This is a genomic window from Sulfurovum sp. TSL1 (assembly GCF_019972135.1).
GTDB lineage: Bacteria > Campylobacterota > Campylobacteria > Campylobacterales > Sulfurovaceae > Sulfurovum.
In genome coordinates, this window is sequence record NZ_BPFI01000001.1 from 190,000 (window position 1) to 211,557 (window position 21,558).

Consider the following 21,558-nt stretch of genomic DNA (forward strand, 5'->3'; position numbering starts at 1 on the left):
TTATGCCTTTATGTAGCTGCAGCAGTAATCTGTCACCGTTTTGATCTTCAGATCAAAAGATGAGTTGGCCGGAACATTAAAGCTTTCAGGTGTATGCAGTGTTCTGAATTCTGTTTCACCTGGAAGTCTGATCTCCAATTCTCCACTCATCATCTCCATGATCTCTGCTTCATTCGTGTCAAATGTATATTCACCCGGCTGCATCACACCCAAGGTCTGTCTCTCTCCATTGGGTAAAAAAATAGTTCTGCTGACCACTTTCCCATCGAAATATACATTGGCTTCTTTGATCATCGATATGTTTTCTAGTTTTGTCATTTTAATTTCCTTGTTTGTTAGTTTTTTTCTTTAAGTTCTTTGGCTTTTGCATAGGCATCACTGACCGCTTCCATCATCCCGTTACGTACGTTACAACGCTCCAATGCTGCATATCCGGCAGCAGTGGTTCCTCCCGGGCTCATCACACCGTCTTTGATGATCGCCGGGTTCTCATGTGCAAGGAGGGATGCAAATCCTTCAAATAGACCTTGTACCAGTACCTGGGCATCCGCACGCTTCAGTCCCTGATTGACCGCACCATCGGCCAGACTCTCAGCGATCAGAGCCAGGTATGCAGGTCCGCTGCCTGCGACACCTGTTGCGATATCCAGCTCGTTTTCGCTGTTGAGCCATAAACTCCTGCCAATAGAATTAAAGATACCTAATGCACTCTCTTTTAGTTCTTCATCTCCTGTGATCGTTGTCATAGATTTAAGATGACTCGCACCCAAGTTCGGCATCGTTCTGATATATTTTTTTGCTTTGATCTGTGCGCTGAGACTCTCTATGGACGTACCTGCCAAAACGGAATAAACAGCTTCTGCTTCACCCGTCAATTTGGGAGCCAGATCGGGAAGAGAGTAGGGTTTGACACACAGTACTATATGTTTACCAGACATATCTTCTTTTTCTTCCATCACTTTGGTCGAAACTTGGGGGATCTGTTCTTGAAGCGCTTGCAAAGAGTGTTTATTCCTTCCAAGCACCTCTATCTCATATTTTTCTACTAACCCCTCGATCAGCGCTTTAGCCATATTGCCATTGCCAATAAATGTTAGCTTCATTATTTCTCTTTCTTCTCTTTTTTCGTTGTGAACAGCGTCCCTTTATTATGGACACCCTCTATTAAAAACTCTCTAGCCGCTGTCAGATCATACCCATTGCATAAAAACATCTCTCTTTTTTTACCGATAATATAATCAGCTGCTTTGAGTTTGGTCACGATGCCGCCAGTCGCAAACTGTGAGTTCGGCGTATGCTCCTGTGCGAGTTCTTCTTTTTTGATCTCCGTGACCACTTTTCTGATCTTTGCATTTGGATTTTCTTTGGGGTTATCATCATAATAACCATCAATGTCACTGAGGATCACAAGCAGATCAGCACCGGTATAATAGGTGATATGAGCAGAGAGTTGGTCATTATCCCCAAAAAGTTGATCCGGTGTTGTGGAGATATCATTCTCATTGACTATAGGTAAAATATCATTTTTCAGTGTTCTGTCTATAATGTCCTGAAAGATCTTTGTATGTACTCTTGAATCAAAATCCTCTTCTGTTAAAAGTATCTGGGAAATAGGCACATCATATATATCAAACTTGTTTTTATAAGAGCTCATAAGGATAGGCTGTCCGACAGAGGCTAAAACTTTTTTGCTTGTGGGAACACTTCGGTTTAATTTAACTGCTGTATAGCCTGCAGCGACTGCTCCTGACGTCACAAGAATGACCTCATATTTTTTTCTGGCTTCAGCAATTAAAGAGGCCAGGTTCAGCATCCTCTCTTTTGCAATTGTTGTTGTCTCTGTCAAGACACTGCTTCCTACTTTGATCACTATCCTTTTCACTTTTTTATTCCTTTTTTTATTTATTATTATGGTTTTTACTCTTATTGTACTGAAAGATTGACCATTTTGTAAAATTTTTATGTTTTTAAAGATCTATTGTAAGCATCTTTATGGGTTATTATTCATCTTTTAATCGACTTTGCACTTCATCAAACTTCTTAGCGATAGAATCCGGGTTCGGTGCTCCATATCGACTAAAGAACAGGATGGCTATCCATGAAAAAACAAACCCGGGGAGCAATTCGAATATTTCAAATATCCCGCCCTGAAGCTCTTTCCAGACTATGACAGTCAGAGCACCCACTACCATACCTGCTATGGCACCGAACTTCGTGATGTTACGACTATAGAGACTCAATATGATAAGCGGCCCGAAAGCCGCACCGAATCCTGCCCAGGCATACGATACAAGTTTAAGTACACTGGAGTTCTCATCTGCAGATAGATACCATGCGATAAGAGCGATCAGGATCACTGTGGCACGCCCGATCCAGACAAGTTCTTTGTCACTGGCCTCTTTATGTATGATCGCATGGTATACATCTCTTGTCAATACAGAAGAAGATACAAGCAGTTGTGAGTCGATCGTACTCATAATGGCCGCAAGTATCGCCGCAAGTAAAAAACCTGCGATCCAAGGATTAAAAACAAGCTGTGAGAGTATGATAAAGATCTTTTCACTGTCAGCCAGATCGATGCCGTTCGCTGCAACATAGGCAAACCCGAAAAAACCGACGCTCAAAGAACCCAGAATGGATAAGATCATCCAGCTCATTCCGATGGTTTTGGCTTTATGTGTTTCATTTTCATCTCTGATCGACATAAATCTCACAAGAATATGAGGTTGTCCAAAATAGCCCAGTCCCCATGCAAGCAATGATATCACAGAGATAAGCGAGGCACCACTGACCAGGTTGAGATGTGATGGCTCTATAGATTCTATCGCTGTGACGGCACTTGTGATCCCGCCAAGTTCAGAAACTACCACAATGGGTGTGATCACAAGAGCCAGCATCATCAAAATACCCTGAATAAAATCTGTCCAGCTTACGGCATTGTACCCTCCCAGGAAAGTATAGGAGACTATTACAAAACTTCCTATAAGCAGTGCATCTGAATAGGCGATGTTGAAGGTTGCCTCAAAAAGTTTCGCTCCCCCCACAAGCCCGGATGAAGTATACAGCGTATAAAAGATCAAGATCACGACTGCAGTGACCACCCTGAGCATATGCCCCTTGTCTTCAAAACGGTTTGCCAGATAATCCGGGATCGTAATGGAATCATTGAGATGATGCGTATAGACTCTAAGCGGCTTTGCCACATAGTGCCAATTGAGATAGGCACCTGTGATAAGCCCCACTGCGATCCAACTGCCGACTATCCCGTCACTGTACATCATACCCGGAAGCCCAAGAAGCAGCCATCCGCTCATATCTGATGCACCGGCACTCAGCGCAGTCACACTAGGGTTGAGACCGCGTCCTCCTAAAACATAGTCACTCAGATCATTGGTTTTAAAATAAAAATAGAACCCTATTGCCAGCATCACCAGCATATAACCTATAAATGAGATGATAATCTCTATTTGCATATTTAAATCTCCTCGAATTTGATACTTTGTATACCAAGATTTCCGTATCTGTGGTAAGAGTTTGAGATACTCTGCTCTATGAAGTAGTGCATGAGTTCCAGTCTGCCGTGCGATACAAAGTTCTCACTGGCTATATAGATCGCTTTATCGGCGATCGCATTGTAGATATTCTGGCTTACATTGTCCGGATGCAGGAATCTTACTCTTTGTACTTCGGGTATTTTTCCGATCAGTGCATCTTCATCATCTCGGGCAAAACTGTCCTCCTGCCCGATAAAAGAGTTCTGTTTGGACTCAAGCCAGATCAGTTCGGCTTTACGGGATCTTTCCGGTATAGAGATATGAAGCTGCGCACCTATCATCTTGACGGCCATGATCGTTGTCAGAATCTCATCAAGCGCATCATTCTCTTCGATCCTGAGAAGTACACTTTTCACAGGAAGATAACGGATAATATTGCTCTCACCCCTGATATGCGCATAGTCATGCTCTTTTAAAAACTCAACTTCGTACCAGTGTGTAAAGTGACACATATGTCTCAGTGCCGCTTCACACTCATCATTAAATACCGTATCTCTTGTGAGGAGCACTCTCATTTGATCTAAAAACCGGCTTGAACATGATTCATAAAGATTGGTCTCTTGATAGGTAAGATTCATAAACTGACTGACATAGTTAAATCCGCCTGCTTTTTTACCGCTTCCTATGGCAGATTTTCTCATGCCGCCAAAAGGCTGACGTGTGACTATCGCACCTGTCGTGACACGATTGATATAGAGGTTTCCTGCAATGATATGTTCTTTCCAGTAATCCTGTTCTCTTTTATCCAAAGATTCTATACCGGAGGTCAAACCGTAACCGGTGGCATTGACTATATCGATGGCATCATCCAGATCTTCTGCACACATGACACTGAGAACCGGACCGAAAAGCTCATTCATATGACAGAAATCATCTCTTTTGGTTCCCCATCTGACTGACGGCGTAAGCATGTACGGATTACCTTTGTCAGCGAAACCTGGTTTGACCAGCCACGCTTCACCCTCATCAAGATAGGTGAGTGCTTTTTTAAGTTCTCCTGAGGGAAGATTTGACAAAGTTCCGATCCGGTTGGAAAAATCCCAAACAGAGCCCGTTTGAAGCGATTCGACCGCTTCTTTGATCGTCTGCTTGAACGCTTCATCTTCAAATAGCTCCTTTTCAAGTACCAGCAGTGAGGTGGCTGAACACTTTTGTCCTGAGTTGTGAAAGGCAGATACGATCACATTTTTAATCGCCTGATCACGATCGGCCAAAGCAGTGACGATCGTCGCATCTTTACCACCGGTCTCAGCACTCAGTGCTATATCCGGACGGGATTTAATGATGCTGTAAGCCGTCTTCTCACCCCCTGTAAAGATGGTAAAATCGATATCTCTGCTAGGGATCATATGCTCTCCTACTACAGAACCGCGACCCGGGATGAACTGCAGTGTGTTTTTACTGATGCCTGCATCCCAAAAACACTGACACAACCGATACCCGCAAAGGATAGAGTCTTCCGCCGGTTTTAATATGACTGTATTTCCTGCGGCTAGAGATGCGGCGACCCCACCCACCGGAATAGCGATAGGAAAGTTCCACGGGCTGATAACCAGACCCACCCCTTTGCCTGTTGCTTCCACACCTGTAAGGGCCGATATCTTTGCCACGCTGTAAGGGTAAAAGTTTGCAAAGTCTATCGCTTCACTGACCTCTACGTCCGTTTCGGTAAAGACTTTACCCACTTCTGCAGCAGCCACACCTATAAGGTCCGCTCTTGCGACTCTTATCTCATGGGCTACATCCATCAGGATCTCTTGTCTTTGTTCCACTGTCAGCTTTCTCCAGCCATCCGGGTCTTCTTTTGCTGTTGCAATGGCTCTTTTCATATCTTCGGGTGTCGCTTCAGCATAGCGTCCTGCCAGTTTCTTCTCATGGTACTGGCTTTTGTCTATCACATCCACATGCAGATCTCTTTGAACGATCTCTCCGCCTACGACCGGATAGGCGTTGAATCCGCCCATTTCCCCGATGTTCTGCCACTTATCACGGATCTTTTCTGCCCACTCTCTGTTTGGCTCCAAGACAAAGTCGGTATCTGGCTCATTCTCAAAATGGTAGCGTTTCACATCAATTGTTTCTTTGACGATCTCCCTGTTTCTGTCTTGTGTTCTGTAAGGCTCCTGATCCACAGTGGGCATAAGTGCAAGCGCATCATCATAGCTTTTAACCAATATATCCCATGCCGGGGTATCGACCTCAAGGCCAAAACTGTGTCGTAAAAAGTTCTGTTCGGCAGTGTTTTCATCAAATCTTCTGACCAGATAGGCTATGGCATTGGTAAAGGTCTCTTTTGTCGCAGTCGGCGCATACAGGATCACATTCAAGCCTTGGTCTTTGAGTACCTGGTAGGCTGCTTCACTCATCCCTTCAAGCATTTCTGCAGTGACATATTTTTCTACTTTTCTCTCTTTTGCCAAAAGCATTGCCAGTGCATGGTCAAACAGATTGTGCGAAGCGACACCGGTATGTACATAAGGTGCCACTTCCGGGTCAAGTAAAAAGTTCATCGCTATTTTATAGTTTGCATCCGTTTCTGCTTTGGAGGAGTAGGTGACATTCGGCCAGCCCCTGAGAGATGCTTCTGTCAGTTCCATCTCTTGGTTCGCACCTTTGACGATACGGATCTTGATAGGCGCACCCCCGCTTTGCACTCTTTTTTTAGCCCAAGCGTATAGCTCTTTGATATGTATCATAGCATCGGGCAGATAGGTCTGGATCACGATGCCGGCATGAAGGTTCTTGTACGCATCCATTTCTAAAACGGTTTTGAATGAATCAATGGTCATCTGTATATCTCTGTACTCTTCCATATCAAGATTGACAAACTTATGGTGTACATTGCCGTCTTTATCCAGATAGGTGTTTTCCATGGCTGCACTGTAGACCTTTTTTAACTGTTCGGATATGTGACGAATATTGTTCTCATAGGCATGCGGGATGATCTGTGAAAAAAGGTTCGATATTTTAATAGAGAGATAATCCACATCAGGATTTTGCAAGAGTTTGATATATTTTCCCACTCTTTTGTCCGCTTCTTCTCTGCTTAGAACGATCTCTCCGATCACATTGATGTTGACCCTGGTACCCTCTTTTTTTCTTTTGTGTATATGCTTTGAGAGCACAGGGTCTTCTCCCTGGATAACAATGGCACTGATATCGTTTCTGAGATATTTGACAAAAAGAGGAATGGAGATGGAGGTAAGATAGATACCGACATCGCGAAAGAGCCAGATCAGGATCTGCTCAAACTGAGAAAAGAAGTCTGTGCTTTTGTATTTTTCAAAGATGTACTCCAATTGATCAGCAACCCTGTCGGGGTTGCTGGAGCGAAAGCTTTGGTCCAATAATTCGATAAGAAAAATTTTGTTGACCGGGTTTTTCAGCATTTTTAACATCATATCGTGAAAATCCTGCTCCTGACCCTTGCGTGAAACCTGTATCTTCTTTTGCCATTGATAGGCAACTTCTTTTACATCCTGTGCTATGTTTTCTGGTATAGTCAAGTCGTTTCCCTCTCTTTTGATATCATTACGATAGCATTAATAGACCTACATTGTAACGTATCTATAGCATTTATGCGAACTTTTACAGTCTGGTATTTTCTCCAAAGACTACCTTTTGATGCGATATACTCAGGTTATCTGCATTGCCAAGGAGCTTAAAAAATCGAATTTCTCTTCTCTAGACAGAGCTAAACAGTTTTTTAGATAAATAAATTTTATTTTTAATTTCCATATAATTGTGTATATTTTGAACATATAGTATGTTAAATATTTACACCAAGTTGGTATCATTTTAACATATTTAAATTACTCATGACTTAAATAAAATGTCATAACATATAATATAAGTATGCTGTTTAATTCTAAGTAGTGTAAAATATGACAAAGAAAATAAGGGGAAACATTGGCATTGGTAGATAATAAAAAAGATATATTGCCATTGAGCAGTATTGCAGAACTCCTGACCACAAAAATAAGAACCCTGAAGATGTACGAAGAGAAAGGTTTGCTTCCTCCTAAAGAGGAGAATAAAAAGCTCTATTCTATAGATGATGTCAAACTGATTGCTTTTACGCACTATTTGGCCAGTGTTAAAAAAATCAATGCAAACGGTATCAAATATATATTGGAAATGCTTCACAGCAATATGGATGAACAGAACAGAGAAACCTTTTTAACCCTGGTTGAAAAAAAGATGGAACAACTATCGGGTATCGACATCAAAGATGTGGAGACGATGTAGGGCCATAATGAACCGCGTTTTATTTTGGATAGGGGACCACTCTAAAGAGAGTGGCTAAAGCAGGGTACTTATTTACTTTATAAACTCAACGACTTCATCAAAAGGAAGTCTCAGCTGTGTGGATTGTGCATTGAGCCTATAGCCAAACGGTACGATCACAGCGACCTGGTACTTGCTTGTATCAAGCCCTAAGACCTCTTCGACATTTTCTTTTTCAAAACCCTCTATAGGACAGGAATCTATCCCTATAAAAGCAGCCGCAGTCATCATGTTCCCTAAAGCGATGTAGCTTTGTTTGGATGTCCATGCATAGATGTTCTCATCAGAACTCAGTGTTTTTTCCAAGTGTTTGGCATAGATATCCATATAAAAATCCAATTGTTCTTGAGGCATTTCACGTCGCATAAATCTCTTTTTGGGCATACCGCTCTCTACTTTAACATTTTCTATACCGGCAAGTACAATGACCAGGTGTGAACAGGAAGTGACCTGCACCTGACCCCAGCAGAAAGGTCTTAGTTTCGCTTTTAGATCTTCATTGGTGATGACAAGGAACTTCCATGCCTCCATACCAAAGGAAGAGGGTGACTTTCTTCCTGCTTCCAGGATGTAATGCATCTCTTCATCACTGATCTTTTTGGTTTCATCAAATATTTTGCAGGCGTGCCTGAAATCCATTGCTTTGGTAAAATCATTTTGCATTGTTTATCCTTTTTTTATCTAGGGTGATAGGCTATCATATATGTCATAGGGTGTCAAGATGTATCTTGAAAAAGATAAATAATATTCTAATGTAAATTACCCTATGATACATAAAAAACAAGGAGAAAAGATGCGATATATTTGGATAGTCATGATCATAGGTTCACTTTTACAGGCTGAGAGTTTTACGTTGGAAAGCGAGACACTCCAAGGACAGATGGTGAAAGCTCAGGAGTTTGATGGTTTTGGATGTAACGGAAAAAATATCTCCCCGGAACTGCACTGGGATCACGCACCAAAGGGTACAAAAAGTTTTGCTGTCACCGTGTATGATCCTGACGCACCGACAGGCAGCGGATGGTGGCACTGGTTGATCGTGAACATTCCGGTTGATACCCATAAGATAGCAGCAGATGCTTCAGCGAAAAAAACACTGCCAAAAGGTGCGCTGGAAACCACGACTGATTATGGGCATGCAGGTTTTGGCGGAGCCTGTCCTCCACAGGGAGACAAAGCACACCGTTATATCTTTACCGTACATGCACTGGATGTTGAGAGTTTACCTGTCAATGCGGAGAGCAAAAGTGCGGTGGTAGGCTTTATGATCAACAAACATACGATCCAAAAAGCGTCAATGATCTCTTATTATCAAAGAGATTAAGTTTTTGTGGTCTCTTCATCTATCCATTGAAGGTACTCCGGATTTGCACCTGAGAGGGGTACCATGATGATCTCAGGCAGATCATAGGTATGCAGGTGCCCGATCTCTGTTTGAATCGTTTCAAAGAGCGATCTTTTGGTTTTCATCTGAAGGCGTATCTCTTCAGAGTGTATGATCTTTTCTTGCCAGTGATACGCACTTTGTATGGTGGTAGACTGTACGCAGGCAACCAGTTTCTTTTCCAAGAGAACCTGAGTGATGAGATCGGCATTTTCTTTTGTATCAGTGGTGGTAGCGATGATACCGTAATCAGAGGCTTCCATGTTTTACCTTTTCCATAAAATCTTCTACACAGTGTGAGATCATCGTATAGACTTTGTCAAATCCTTCAAAGCCATCAAAGAAGTAAGGGTCAGGGACATCTTCCCCCATATAGTCTCCAAAATCACCTATAAGATAGACGTGTTCAAATCCGAAAGCTTCCAGATCTGCTTTATTTTGCCGGTCCATGGCTATCACATATTTAAATAGCGAAATATCTTCTTTGGAAACAGGGCGAGAGCGTTGTTGAGAGATGTCGATATGATATCTGTTCGCGATCTCGATAGAGTGTTGACAGGGTGTTTCACCCTTGTGCCAATCACTTGTCCCGGCCGAATCGATGAAAAGTTCGAGTTTGTTAGTGTTGACGATACGCTCTGCAACACCATGGGCCAGAGGACTGCGACAGATGTTTCCTAAGCATACAAATAATATACGATCCATAGTTCCCCTTTTATTTCTATAGTGTACAATACCAAAAATATTATGAAAGATACAGCTAAAATGAAAGAGTATTCGTATGAAGATCAATGTAATCATTATTGATAAAAAAGGGAAAGATAACTTATATGCCGGGTTGATAGAGCATTATAAGAAGATAGCGAAACCTTTTGCAAAAGTGGAGATCATCGAAGTTTTTGACAAAGAGATAGCCAAAGCTCAGGATATCTCAGCGGAAGCTGCTCAAAAATCATACACCAAGGCATTAGAAAAGTATTTGGATTCAGGTATAAATATAGCGCTGGATCCTTCATCTAAAGAAGTAGACAGTCATGAATTTGCAAATTTGCTTAAGGATAGCGTTCAGATAAATCTCTTTATTGGCGGTGCATACGGCTTTGAGAGGGATTTTTTAACTAAATGTAATAATGCAATATCATTTGGTAAAATTACGCTGTCACATAAACTTGTGAAAGTTGTATTGATGGAACAGATCTTTAGAGGTTTGACCATTAATCATAATCACCCATATCATAAATAGGAAAACATGAAATGTTAACAGAAACAGAGTTAAATGAATTTCAAAACAAATTACTGGACAGAAGAGTTCAGATAGAAAAGAACCTTAGAGGTACAAGCCTTGAATTAGAGGGAATGAGAGAACTTGAGTTGAATGATGAAGGTGATTTTGCCGCTGCCTCAGCAGAAGCTGTGATAGATAGTGCAATTTTAGTACAACAGCGTAAAGAATTAAACGAAATTGAACTTGCTTTAGATAAAATAAAGGGAGGAGTTTTCGGTATATGTGAAATGTGTGAGGAAGCTATAGGCAGACGACGTCTAGAAGTGAAGAACTTTGCACGTTTTTGTATCACATGTCGTGAGATCAACGAAAAAGCGACCAAATAGATTTTCTATATTTAATGCAACAGCTTAGGTGAACTCTCTGATAAAGGGAATAGAGTGTTTACGTAGATATATAGCTTCATTCTATTTGCGTCGCTTACACAATAAGGGGATAAAATGAGACTTGCTCTGTATATTTTTGTTACTTTTGCACTTATGGCAGTGATCGCTGCGTTTACCTATACGGTGAATCCGGACCATTACGCGATAGAGTTGATGGGGATTACTTTTAATTTCCCTGTAGCGGTATGGATGGTTCTGCCTATGCTGCTTTTATTGATCTTTACCTTGCTGCATATGCTTATTTATGGTTTAAAAAATTATTTTATACTCAAAAAATGGCAAAAAGATGCCAGTACTTTAGAAGACGCATTGTACTGGTCACTGATCAATGAGCCAAAAGAACAAAAGTATGGATTGGATGCAGTGAGAAGCTCTGCATCACTTTTAGGCAAAGCATCCCTAATCATTACTGATACGATGGAAGGTTTAACACCAAGACTCACACGTGTAGTCAATATCTTACAGAAAATAAAAAATGGTGAGTATGTTGACTTTAAAGAAGAAAAAATGAGTAAGGTCTTTCATGCAAATAACCCGATCTTGACACAGAACAATCTGAACCGTCTTCAATCTGATGAGAAATTCATTGAAGAGGTACTAAAGTCTACATCAGAATACTCTGAGGTCGTAAAGGCAGAAGCACTTGACCGTTTTGCCCGTAAAGAGAACTTTGTAAAAGCCCGAAAATATGTTAAGGTCTTTGATACGAAAAGCTTTTTCACCATGCTTGAGAGAGTGACTGAAGAAAATAAACTTGAACTGACACCAGAGATAGTTTCAGAATTTGTACAGGTACTTGATATGGGATGTCAAGATTTTATCAAAATCGCTTCGGTGACGAAGAAATATTTTAATCCAGATGAGAACCTGGCACTCTTCAGAAGTTATCAGATTGAAAACCCTAAGGCACAAAATGCCTATCTTTATCTTTTGTTTGAATATGAGTTGTTGGAGCAAGTCGCAATCTACTTGAGCGAACAGGAAGAGAATGAATTTATAAAGTTCAGAGCACTTTGGGAATTAAAACAAGAACATACCAAATATACATTAGAAGATATTATCGATATACAAACCATTTGTAATGAAACTAGATTTTACTAAACCCCTTTACGTCTTAGCCCCTCTTGCGGGCTTTACCGATCTCCCTTTTCGTTCCGTAGTGAAGAAATTTGGTGTTGACCTGACCATTTCAGAAATGATAAGTTCCAATGCATTGGTCCACAATTCCAAGAAAACATTTCGTATGCTGGAGAAAAGCCCTATAGAGGACCCCTATGCTATCCAGATAGCGGGTTCTGACCTGGATGTCATTAAGCGTGCAGTTGAAATCATCAATGAGATAGACGGTATTACGGCGATAGATCTCAATTGCGGCTGTCCCGCACCAAAGGTAGTGAACAACCTTCAGGGGTCCTCGTTACTTACAGATCTGCCTCAAATGGGTAAAGTGATCGAAACGATCAAAAAATACTCCAACAAAGAATATACTTCAGTCAAATTCCGTTTGGGGTTTAACGAAAAGAACCATGAAGAGATAGCACGTATATGCGAAGGGTCCGGAGCAGACTACATCGCTGTACACGGAAGAACAAGAGCAGGAAGATACAAGGCTGCTGTGGATTATGATGCAATAGCACAGGTCAAGCAGACCGTATCCATACCGGTCATTGCCAACGGCGATATAGACTCTCCTGCCAAAGCGAAATGGGTACTGGAACATACAGGTGCAGATGGCATCATGATAGGACGTGCAGCAGTAGGTAAACCATGGATATTTAAACAGATCAAAGAGGGTATGGAAGAACCCACTTCCGAACTCATTAAAGAAGTTGTTCTGGAACATTTTGACCAGATGATCAAACATTATGACAAGTATGGAGCGATCATTTTTAGAAAAAATCTTCACTCCTACTCTAAAGCGGGTTACCAAGGCGCTTCTGCATTTAGAAATGATGTCAACGGCATAGAAGATCCCGAAGAGATGAGAGCAGTAATAGAAGCATTTTTTTCTCAGCCTCTGATTTCTGCACCTTGATAATCATTCAATCATTTTTGTATTAAATTTCTCATATTTTTTCATCAACTTGACTAAAAAACACCGTCAATATGTGTTGTTTTTTATCTAAACGGGCTTTACACATTGTTTCTATTTAATATACTTATAATATACTATAATTTTAATTTTGTATATAGTTTCTCTATGATGGAGAATATGGAAGTAAGAGCCATTTTACAGCGTATCGGTACTGGAGGCAAAGATGGGGGAAAGTAAATCTTATCAGAAACTGCTAAAAGCTCCTTACCATCTTATTGCTATTATGACTTTAATAGTTATTTTCATTATAAGCATGGCTCTTTATCGATTATATTCAGTTGGATTTGAAGAGCAAAAAAACCGTTTAACAGAACTTGTCCAAAGCAAGGCTGTCATGATAAATATACTGGCAGAATATACGATACATGGTCATCAGGAAAAGGAAAAAAAAGATATAGAAAAAGAAGTTTTATCAACGCTAATGTCTGCACATAAAAAATTTAAAGGCTTTGGTAAAACAGGAGAATTTACACTGGCCAAGCTTGATAAAGATAATATACATTTTTTACTTAGTCATAGACATGGTGCAGTTGATGATATGAAGTCTGTATCTAAAAAAAACTCCAATTTAGCAGAGCCTATGCGACATGCATTAAGTGGTAAATCAGGATATATAGTGGGATCAGATTATCGTGGTGCTACGGTATTGGCAGCATATACACCTATTAAGATGCTCGACTGGGGCGTAGTTGCCAAAATTGACCTCTCGGAAATTCAGGCTCCATATATTCAAGAGGCAATATATGGGTTCATTGGAAGTATTATATTGATTATGCTTGGAAGTCTCTCTGTGATACGGTTTATTCAGCCGCTTACAGATGAGATAGAGAGTAGTAGACAATACAATCGTATGTTATTCAATAAATCTCTAGTAGGATTTTCGCTTACAGATATAAACGGAAAAATAATTGATGCCAATCCGGCTTTCTTGGAATTGCTTGGTTACACGAAAGAAGAACTTGTAAATTTAAGCTATTGGGATATTACGCCTGAGAAATACAAACCTCAAGTAGATCAACAGTTAAAAAAACTTTTGAAAAAAAGTGCTTATGGTCCTTACGAAAAGAAGTATGTACATAAAGATGGGCATCTATTGGATGTGCGTTTATCTGGATGTATATTAAAAAAAGATGGAAAAAGTTTTATTTGGTCAAGTATTGAAAATATCACGGAACAAAAAAAGAGTGATAAGTCTATAAAAGAAGCTTCTCTTGTTTTTGGGCATACCCATGAAGGAATTATGATAACAGATGCTGATGCTCACATTACTAGAGTCAATAGTATGTTTACAGAGATCACCGGCTTTACTTTTGAGGAGATAAAAGGTAAAAACCCAAGAGTTTTACAATCTGGAAGCCACGATAAACAGTTTTACAAAAATATATGGGAACAAATAATCAATACTGGTTCATGGTATGGAGAAATTAATAACAGACGTAAAAACGGTGAATATTTTACTTCACTGCAAAGTATCACAGCTGTTAAAAATAAAGATGGATCAGTCAGCGGATATGTCTCTGTATTTTCAGATATAAGTGAACGTAAAAACTATGAAAAGAAATTAGCCCATATGGCAATGCATGATGGATTAACATCTTTACCAAATAGAATGCATTTTCAGAATAATCTTAATCAAGCTATTCATATTGCTAAACGTCATAAGTATAAAATTGCTGTACTTTTTTTGGATCTGAACAAGTTTAAAGAGATTAATGATACATTGGGACATGAAGCAGGTGATCAGCTCTTAAAAGAAACAGCAAAGCGTTTAAAAGAGTGTATTAGAGAAGAGGATACTGTAGCCAGACTTGGGGGAGATGAATTTGCAATCCTATTGCCTGAAATTAAAAACAGTGAAGATGCACTCAATATTGTTAGAAAAATATTAGACAAAACCAGTGAACAATTTTCTATAGGAAAAAAAACCATCATGCCATCAATGAGTATTGGAATCAGTATATATCCTGATCATGGTGAAGATGGTGATACTCTTCTGAAACTTGCAGATAAGGCAATGTATAGTGCCAAACAAAAAGAAAAAGATAGATATGAATTTTATAATCAGAATAAAAATTATTGAAAACCACCACTGCGTAGAAATGATGTGAACCGCATAGAAGATCCAAAATATGAGAGCAGTGACAGAAGCATTTTTTTTCTCAGACTCTTTTGCATGAATTTGATAGATAGTCAAGTATCTGTATGTGTCGTTAGTATATTTTAACTATAGCTAAATTAGTGTAAACATAGAGAAAGATGTTATACTTCCAACTTAATTTTTGGAGCAGTGGAAATGATAATAGAACTCATACTTGTTGGTATCTTTATTGGAAGTATGTCAGGTTTTTTTGGTATAGGTGGCGGTATGATTCTTGTACCTATACTTTTGGTACTTGGCTTTGACACGAAAGATGCTATTGGTATTTCCATCATTCAAATGGTATTCAGCTCTATTTATGGCTCCTATTTAAATCACAAGAAAGGGTCTCTCATCATCGGTGAAGGGATCTTTGTCGGATTCGGCGGCTTTATAGGTGGATACATTGGTGGATATGTCACACAGTATATCTCAGATACGGTGCTACAGTTTCTCTTTCTAGGCTTATTGATATTTGCACTTTTCAGACTTTTTTTCTCTCAACATCATGAGGATGAGGAAAAGACTAAAACACTGAATAAAGCATTACTATTCGGGATTGGGCTGGGTATTGGTATCTTCTCTATTACATTAGGTATCGGAGGATCCATTATTCTTACTCCGCTATTAGTGGGATTATTACATTACCCTATAAAAAAAGCAGTGAGTGCAGGGTTGTTTTTTGTGGTTTTCTCTTCCGTCGCGGGAATGATCAGCCGACTCAGCACTGGAACCATAGACTTTAACAATGGTTTCATAGTCGCGGTATCTTCACTGGCAGGTGTGGCATTGGGTATCTGGCTTAAAGATCATGTCACCTCCAAAAATCATAAGATGGCACTTTTAGCACTTTATATGTTTGCTTTGGTTATCTTAATAAAAAAAATGTGGTTTTAATACCTAGGATAAAAGAATGAAGAATGATATGATAAAAGTCTATGGCGCAAAAGAAAATAACTTAAAAAATATAAATATAGACATCCCTAAAAATAAATTGGTCGTAGTGACCGGTATCTCTGGAAGTGGTAAGTCCACTTTGGCCTTTTCCACCTTATATGCGGAAGGTCAAAGACGTTATATCGAGTCACTCTCCTCGTATGCACGACAGTTTTTGGGACGCGTAGGAAAACCCGATGTAGATAAGATCGAGGGGTTGACACCTGCGATTGCCATAGACCAGAAAACGACATCTAAAAACCCGCGTTCTACGGTTGGAACGATCACGGAGATCTACGACTACCTGAGACTGCTTTTTTCCCGTGTAGGTGAGCAGCATTGTCATGAGTGCGGAAAGCCTATCTCTTCGATGTCCGCTTCTGACATTATAGAAGAGGTTTTGAAACTGCCTGATGGGGCAAAACTTGTGATCATGGCTCCACTGGTCAAAGAGAAAAAGGGTACCTTCGCAGATATGCTGGAGTCCCTCCGCCATAAAGGATACGTTCGTGCGATGATCGATGGTGTCATGGTTCGTCTCGATGACGAGATAGAGCTTTCCAAAACAAAAAAACACACCATTAAAGTGGTCATTGACAGAGTGGTTGTCAAAGAGGAGAGCCGTGACCGTATAGGGCAGGATGTGGAAAAAGCGCTCAAAGAGAGCTACGGTGAGATGGAGATAGAAGTACTCAACTATGAAGAGTTGGAACTCGATAGACAGCATATTCACTACTCTGAGCACCTGGCCTGTTTTGACTGTAAACTAAGTTTCGAGCCTTTGGAACCCGTCAGTTTTTCTTTTAACTCACCTAAGGGTGCGTGTCCAGCCTGTGACGGCCTTGGGATCCGTTATGCGATAGATCTTAAGAAAGTCATAGACTCTGGGCTGAGTATTGACAAGGGTGCCGTGAAGATCATGTATGGTTTTAACAAGAGTTATTATACCAAATTCCTCAATGCATTCTGTGAACAAAATGACATAGACATCCACCTCCCTTATGGTGAACTGGAACCACACCAGCAAAAAGCCATACTCTACGGAAATGGAAGTACGGTCGATTTTGTATGGAAACGCCATAATCTCAAACGTGAGTGGCCTGGTGTGGTCAAATTCGCACATGATATGTTCAAAGAGGAGAAAGACCTTTCTGAATATATGACCGAAAAGGTGTGCGACAAATGTCATGGACATAGACTCAGACCCCGCTCTTTAGCGGTAAAGATAGAGGGAAAAAATATCGCAGATATCATCGATATGCCTATCGAAAGATCCTATGCCTATTTCGCAGATGAAAAGAGTTTTTCCCACTTGAATGAGCAGCAGAAGATGATAGCAGAATCTATACTTAAAGAGTTGTATGAAAGACTCTATTTCCTGTATGATGTGGGGCTTGGCTATATTACCCTGAGCCGTGATGCAAGAAGTATCTCGGGTGGTGAAGCACAACGTATACGTATCGCATCCCAGATAGGTTCCGGACTGACGGGCGTTATGTATGTACTGGATGAACCAAGCATTGGACTGCATGAGCGTGATACGATGAAGCTCATACGTACACTGAACTCTCTGCGTGACAAAGGAAATTCAGTGATCGTTGTCGAACATGATAAAGAGACCATCCATGCAGCAGACTATATTATAGATATCGGTCCTGGAGCAGGAGCTTATGGCGGTGAAGTGGTATTTGCCGGTGATGCAAAGAAGTTGGCCAAAGCCAAGACCCTGACTGCAGACTATATGTATGGAAAGAAAGATATCTCCTATTCGCATGACAAGCCTCAAAATGAGTGGTTGGAGATCAAAAATGTGACGATCAATAATATTGAAAAACTTGATGCGAAGATCCCATTACAAAATTTTGTATGTATCACGGGTGTCAGCGGGAGCGGTAAGAGTTCATTGATCCTTCAAACGTTATTGCCTGTGGCAAGAGAGATACTCAACCATGCCAAAAAGGTCAATAAAGTCGATGGTGTAGAGATCACAGGACTGGACAAACTGGATAAAGTGATCTATCTGGATCAAAGCCCGATAGGAAGAACACCTCGTTCAAATCCTGCAACCTATACAGGCATCATGGACGAGATCCGTAAACTTTTCGCTCAAACCAAAGAGGCAGAACTTCGGGGGTACAAGATAGGGCGTTTTTCCTTCAACGTCAAAGGCGGACGCTGTGAGAAGTGCCAGGGAGACGGACAGATCAAGATAGAGATGCACTTTTTACCTGATGTTCTGGTCACTTGTGATGCCTGTGACGGGACACGATACAATGCTCAGACACGTGAAGTGCTGTATAAGGGGAAGTCTATCTCAGATGTACTTGGTATGAGTGTCAGTGAAGCCCTGGAATTCTTTAAAGCGATTCCGGCTATTGCTACCAAGCTTAAGACATTGGGGGATGTTGGTCTTGGCTATATTACACTGGGACAAAATGCCACCACACTTTCAGGAGGAGAGGCGCAGCGTATCAAGCTGAGTAAAGAGCTGAGCCGTAAAGATACGGGTCAAACCCTCTATGTATTGGATGAGCCTACGACGGGGCTTCACTTTGCGGATGTGGACAGACTTACAGGTGTAGTGCACCACCTGGTGGATTTGGGTAATTCAGTGGTCGTCATCGAACACAATCTGGATATGATCAAAAATGCAGATTACATTATAGACATGGGACCTGAAGGGGGAAATAAAGGCGGGATGATCATCGCTACAGGATCACCTGAAGAGGTGGCAAAAGAGTATAAAAAAACAGGGTCTTATACCGGTGAGTATTTGGCTAAAGAATTGGAAGGGAAAACAGTATGAAAACGATCACGATCATAGACACATTCGGATTTTTCTTTCGTTCCTATTTTGCACTTCCTCCTCTGCGTAACTCGGAGGGATTCCCCACAGGTCTATTGACCGGTTTTGCCAACCTTGTGGACTCTTTACATCGTGACCACAGTACCGATTACCTGGTGTTTGCTCTGGATGCAAAAGGCAGAACATTCAGGAATGATCTCTATCCGGACTACAAAGCCCACCGTGAGGCTGCACCGGATGATCTTCTCAAGCAGCTCCCTGTTGCTATCGAGTGGATAGAACAAATGGGGTTTGCCAACCTTTCTCGTGATGGATTTGAAGCAGATGATGTCATCACGACGGTCACAAAATTTGCCAGAGAAAAAGGGTTGAAAGTACGTATCGTGTCGCATGATAAAGATCTCTATCAGATGATCGATGACGGCGTGGTGGTCATGTATGATTCTGTTAAAAAACAGGAAGTGGATGAACAGGCGTGTGTGGATAAATTTGGCGTACGCCCTAAGGACTTTATCAACTTTCAAGCCATACTGGGGGACAGTTCTGACAATATCCCCGGTGTCAAAGGTATAGGGAAAGTAGGTGCAGCAAAACTGATCAATGAGTATTATACACTCGAAGCGATCTATGACGACATTGAAAACTGCGGTACGCCGCGTATACAGAAACTGCTTTTGGAAAATAAAGAGAATGCTTTCATGTCTCGTGAACTGGTGACCATGCGGACTGATGTCTTTAAAGAGCTGGATGTAGAGAGTTTTGTCTTTGAAGACAAGAACTATCTTTCATGCCTGCTCGAAGAGTTTGAAAAGTATGAGATGAAGCAAGCCATCAAAAAGGCAAAAGTTGGGCTTGAAGAGACGGATTGTCCTGTAGTGGAAAAACCAAAGAGTGCAGCACTTAGTTTTGAAGCGGTCACGTTAGACAGTAAAGAGAAGTTGAACAGTGTGATCGATAGTATAGAGAAAGATGCGATCGTCGCTTTTGATACGGAAACCACTGGGCTGGATACCAAAACAGCAAACATGGTAGGGTTCAGCTTCTGTTTTGATGCGCAAAAAGCCTATTATGTTCCTGTGGGTCATAATTACCTGGGTGTAGAAGCGCAAGTAGATCTCCAAGATGCGATCAGTGCACTGAAAAAGCTCATGACATTTCAGGTCGTGGGACAAAATCTAAAATTTGACTTTTCGCTACTCTATAACCGGTTTGAGATCGAGCCGGTCATACCCCATGCCGATACTATGATCATGGCATGGCTTTCCAATCCCGGAACCAAAGTGGGGCTTGACACACTTGCCAAGACCTATTTTAAGTATGAGATGAAGCCCTTTAAAGAGATGGTAAAGAAAGGTGAGGACTTTTCCGCTGTAGACATCGAGGACGCTACGTTTTATGCGGCTGAAGATGCCTGGATGACCTATCTGCTCTATGGTGCCATCAAAAAGAAAATGGAACTCTCTTCACTGACGCATCTTCTGAAAGAAGCTAAAAATGTAGAGTATCCGTTTATGAATGTACTGATACGTATGGAAAATCTGGGTATCAAGATCGATCCTTCCAAACTGGAAGCGCTCCAGAAAAAGCTCAGTGAAGATCTGGCCACGCTCACTTCTGAGATCTACGCACTCAGCGGTTCTGAGTTCAACATCAAATCCACACAACAGTTAGGTGTCGTACTCTTTCAGCAGCTCGGACTCAAAGGCGGGAAGAGAACCAAAACAGGATACAGTACCAATGAAGCAGTCCTGAGTGCACTGGTAGGGGAGCATCCTATTATTGAGAAGATCCTGGAGTACCGTGAATACCAGAAGATACTCTCTACCTATGTAGAGCCTTTACTGAAATTGGCAAAGGCGGATGAAGCCTCCCGTATCTACACCTCTTTTGGTCAAACAGGTACAGCGACAGGGCGTTTGAGTTCACGTGATCCTAACCTGCAGAACATCCCTGTGCGTTCAGCACTCGGGCGTTCGGTAAGAGAAGCTTTTGTGGCTAAAGAGGGGTATAAACTGGTCAGTATCGACTACTCCCAGATAGAACTCCGACTGCTTGCACACTTTTCCAAAGATGCCGCTCTAATGGATGCCTTCAATCAGGGAACGGATATTCACCTGGCGACCGCCATCAAACTGTTCGGAGAAGGGGAAGCCAAAGAAAAACGTAACTTGGCAAAATCGGTGAACTTTGGGCTTCTTTACGGTATGGGACCCAAAAAACTCTCTGAGGATGTCGGTATCCCGCAAGCAGAAGCCAAGGAGATCATCAAGAACTATTTTGCATCATTCCCCACAGTGAAAAGCTTTCTTGAAGGGATCCAGGAACGTGTCAAGATAGACGGTTATGTGGAAACCATACTGAAAAGAAGACGTATCTTTGACTATGAAAATGCCAACGGCATGCAAAAAGCAGCCTACATGCGTGAATCGGTCAATACCGTTTTCCAAGGAAGTGCCGCTGACCTGATCAAACTCTCTATGAATCAGATAGATACGATGATACGGGAAGAGAAGCTGGATGCCTTTATGCTTTTACAGATACACGATGAACTCATCTTTGAAGTGAAGGAAGAAAAAGTAGAAGAGATCTCTCAACGTTTTGTCCATACGATGGAGAATATCTTGGAGTTGGATGTGCCATTGGAGTGTTCAGTCAGTGTAGGCGACAGCTGGGGAGAGTTAAAATAAC

Annotated in this window: 18 protein-coding genes; 10 read left to right on the forward strand and 8 right to left on the reverse strand. The window is 41.2% G+C overall.

Annotation, left to right across the window (positions count from 1 at the left end):
• From LDM98_RS00970 to LDM98_RS00990, 5 genes are all read right to left on the reverse strand, one after another.
• Complete coding sequence (locus LDM98_RS00970; RefSeq protein ID WP_223897328.1) at positions 1-318, reverse strand: pyrimidine/purine nucleoside phosphorylase; 318 nt, start codon at positions 316-318, stop codon at positions 1-3.
• A gap of 17 nt (positions 319-335) precedes the next feature.
• Positions 336-1,103 (reverse strand): pyrroline-5-carboxylate reductase, encoded by a 768-nt coding sequence (locus LDM98_RS00975; RefSeq protein WP_223897330.1) that lies wholly within the window; start codon positions 1,101-1,103, stop codon positions 336-338.
• Positions 1,103-1,882 carry a glutamate 5-kinase gene (gene proB, locus LDM98_RS00980; RefSeq protein ID WP_223897331.1) on the reverse strand — a complete coding sequence of 260 codons (780 nt, stop codon included), beginning with the start codon at positions 1,880-1,882 and terminating at the stop codon, positions 1,103-1,105. The genes LDM98_RS00975 and proB overlap by 1 nt, the downstream gene beginning before the upstream one ends.
• Before the next feature lie 118 nt (positions 1,883-2,000).
• A complete protein-coding gene (putP, locus tag LDM98_RS00985) occupies positions 2,001-3,473 on the reverse strand; it encodes a sodium/proline symporter PutP (protein ID WP_223897332.1) in 1,473 nt (490 codons plus the stop codon).
• Between the two features lie 2 nt (positions 3,474-3,475).
• A complete protein-coding gene (locus LDM98_RS00990) occupies positions 3,476-7,060 on the reverse strand; it encodes a bifunctional proline dehydrogenase/L-glutamate gamma-semialdehyde dehydrogenase (RefSeq protein WP_223897333.1) in 3,585 nt (1,194 codons plus the stop codon).
• A gap of 403 nt (positions 7,061-7,463) precedes the next feature.
• Here LDM98_RS00990 and LDM98_RS00995 point away from each other — a divergent pair, with 403 nt between their 5' ends.
• Positions 7,464-7,802: a MerR family transcriptional regulator gene (locus LDM98_RS00995; RefSeq protein ID WP_223897334.1), complete on the forward strand. Its 339-nt coding sequence runs from the start codon at positions 7,464-7,466 to the stop codon at positions 7,800-7,802.
• A gap of 72 nt (positions 7,803-7,874) precedes the next feature.
• On the opposite strand, the gene LDM98_RS01000 is transcribed toward LDM98_RS00995, so the two are convergent.
• Positions 7,875-8,504: an NAD(P)H-dependent oxidoreductase gene (locus LDM98_RS01000; protein ID WP_223897335.1), complete on the reverse strand. Its 630-nt coding sequence runs from the start codon at positions 8,502-8,504 to the stop codon at positions 7,875-7,877.
• Between the two features lie 130 nt (positions 8,505-8,634).
• Here LDM98_RS01000 and LDM98_RS01005 point away from each other — a divergent pair, with 130 nt between their 5' ends.
• Positions 8,635-9,165, forward strand: a complete 531-nt coding sequence (locus LDM98_RS01005; protein ID WP_223897338.1) for a YbhB/YbcL family Raf kinase inhibitor-like protein — start codon at positions 8,635-8,637, stop codon at positions 9,163-9,165.
• Here LDM98_RS01005 and cutA read toward each other — a convergent pair.
• Complete coding sequence (gene cutA / locus LDM98_RS01010; protein ID WP_223897340.1) at positions 9,162-9,488, reverse strand: divalent-cation tolerance protein CutA; 327 nt, start codon at positions 9,486-9,488, stop codon at positions 9,162-9,164. The genes LDM98_RS01005 and cutA overlap by 4 nt on opposite strands.
• Positions 9,475-9,930 (reverse strand): low molecular weight protein-tyrosine-phosphatase, encoded by a 456-nt coding sequence (locus LDM98_RS01015; protein WP_223897342.1) that lies wholly within the window; start codon positions 9,928-9,930, stop codon positions 9,475-9,477. Before LDM98_RS01015 ends, cutA begins: the two co-directional genes overlap by 14 nt.
• 76 nt (positions 9,931-10,006) lie before the next feature.
• Between LDM98_RS01015 and LDM98_RS01020 the strand changes: the two genes are divergently transcribed.
• From LDM98_RS01020 to polA, 8 genes are all read left to right on the forward strand, one after another.
• Positions 10,007-10,468, forward strand: coding sequence for a 23S rRNA (pseudouridine(1915)-N(3))-methyltransferase RlmH (locus tag LDM98_RS01020; RefSeq protein ID WP_223897343.1), 462 nt, complete (start codon positions 10,007-10,009; stop codon positions 10,466-10,468).
• Positions 10,469-10,479: 11 nt separating this feature from the next.
• On the forward strand, positions 10,480-10,836 hold the full coding sequence (gene dksA, locus LDM98_RS01025) for an RNA polymerase-binding protein DksA (protein ID WP_223897344.1): 357 nt from the start codon (positions 10,480-10,482) through the stop codon (positions 10,834-10,836).
• Between the two features lie 114 nt (positions 10,837-10,950).
• Positions 10,951-11,997 carry a hypothetical protein gene (locus LDM98_RS01030; protein WP_223897345.1) on the forward strand — a complete coding sequence of 349 codons (1,047 nt, stop codon included), beginning with the start codon at positions 10,951-10,953 and terminating at the stop codon, positions 11,995-11,997.
• Positions 11,978-12,931 carry a tRNA-dihydrouridine synthase gene (locus LDM98_RS01035; RefSeq protein ID WP_223897346.1) on the forward strand — a complete coding sequence of 318 codons (954 nt, stop codon included), beginning with the start codon at positions 11,978-11,980 and terminating at the stop codon, positions 12,929-12,931. Before LDM98_RS01030 ends, LDM98_RS01035 begins: the two co-directional genes overlap by 20 nt.
• 223 nt (positions 12,932-13,154) lie before the next feature.
• The gene (locus LDM98_RS01040) at positions 13,155-15,071 is read left to right on the forward strand and encodes a diguanylate cyclase domain-containing protein (RefSeq protein ID WP_223897347.1); all 1,917 of its coding nucleotides are present in this window, start codon (positions 13,155-13,157) and stop codon (positions 15,069-15,071) included.
• A gap of 213 nt (positions 15,072-15,284) precedes the next feature.
• Entirely contained in the window at positions 15,285-16,025 is a 741-nt protein-coding gene (locus LDM98_RS01045; protein ID WP_223897349.1) for a sulfite exporter TauE/SafE family protein, read from the forward strand.
• Positions 16,026-16,041: 16 nt separating this feature from the next.
• Entirely contained in the window at positions 16,042-18,870 is a 2,829-nt protein-coding gene (uvrA, locus tag LDM98_RS01050; RefSeq protein WP_223897350.1) for an excinuclease ABC subunit UvrA, read from the forward strand.
• Complete coding sequence (polA, locus tag LDM98_RS01055) at positions 18,867-21,557, forward strand: DNA polymerase I (RefSeq protein WP_223897352.1); 2,691 nt, start codon at positions 18,867-18,869, stop codon at positions 21,555-21,557. The genes uvrA and polA overlap by 4 nt, the downstream gene beginning before the upstream one ends.
• The last annotated feature ends 1 nt before the right edge of the window (position 21,558 follow it).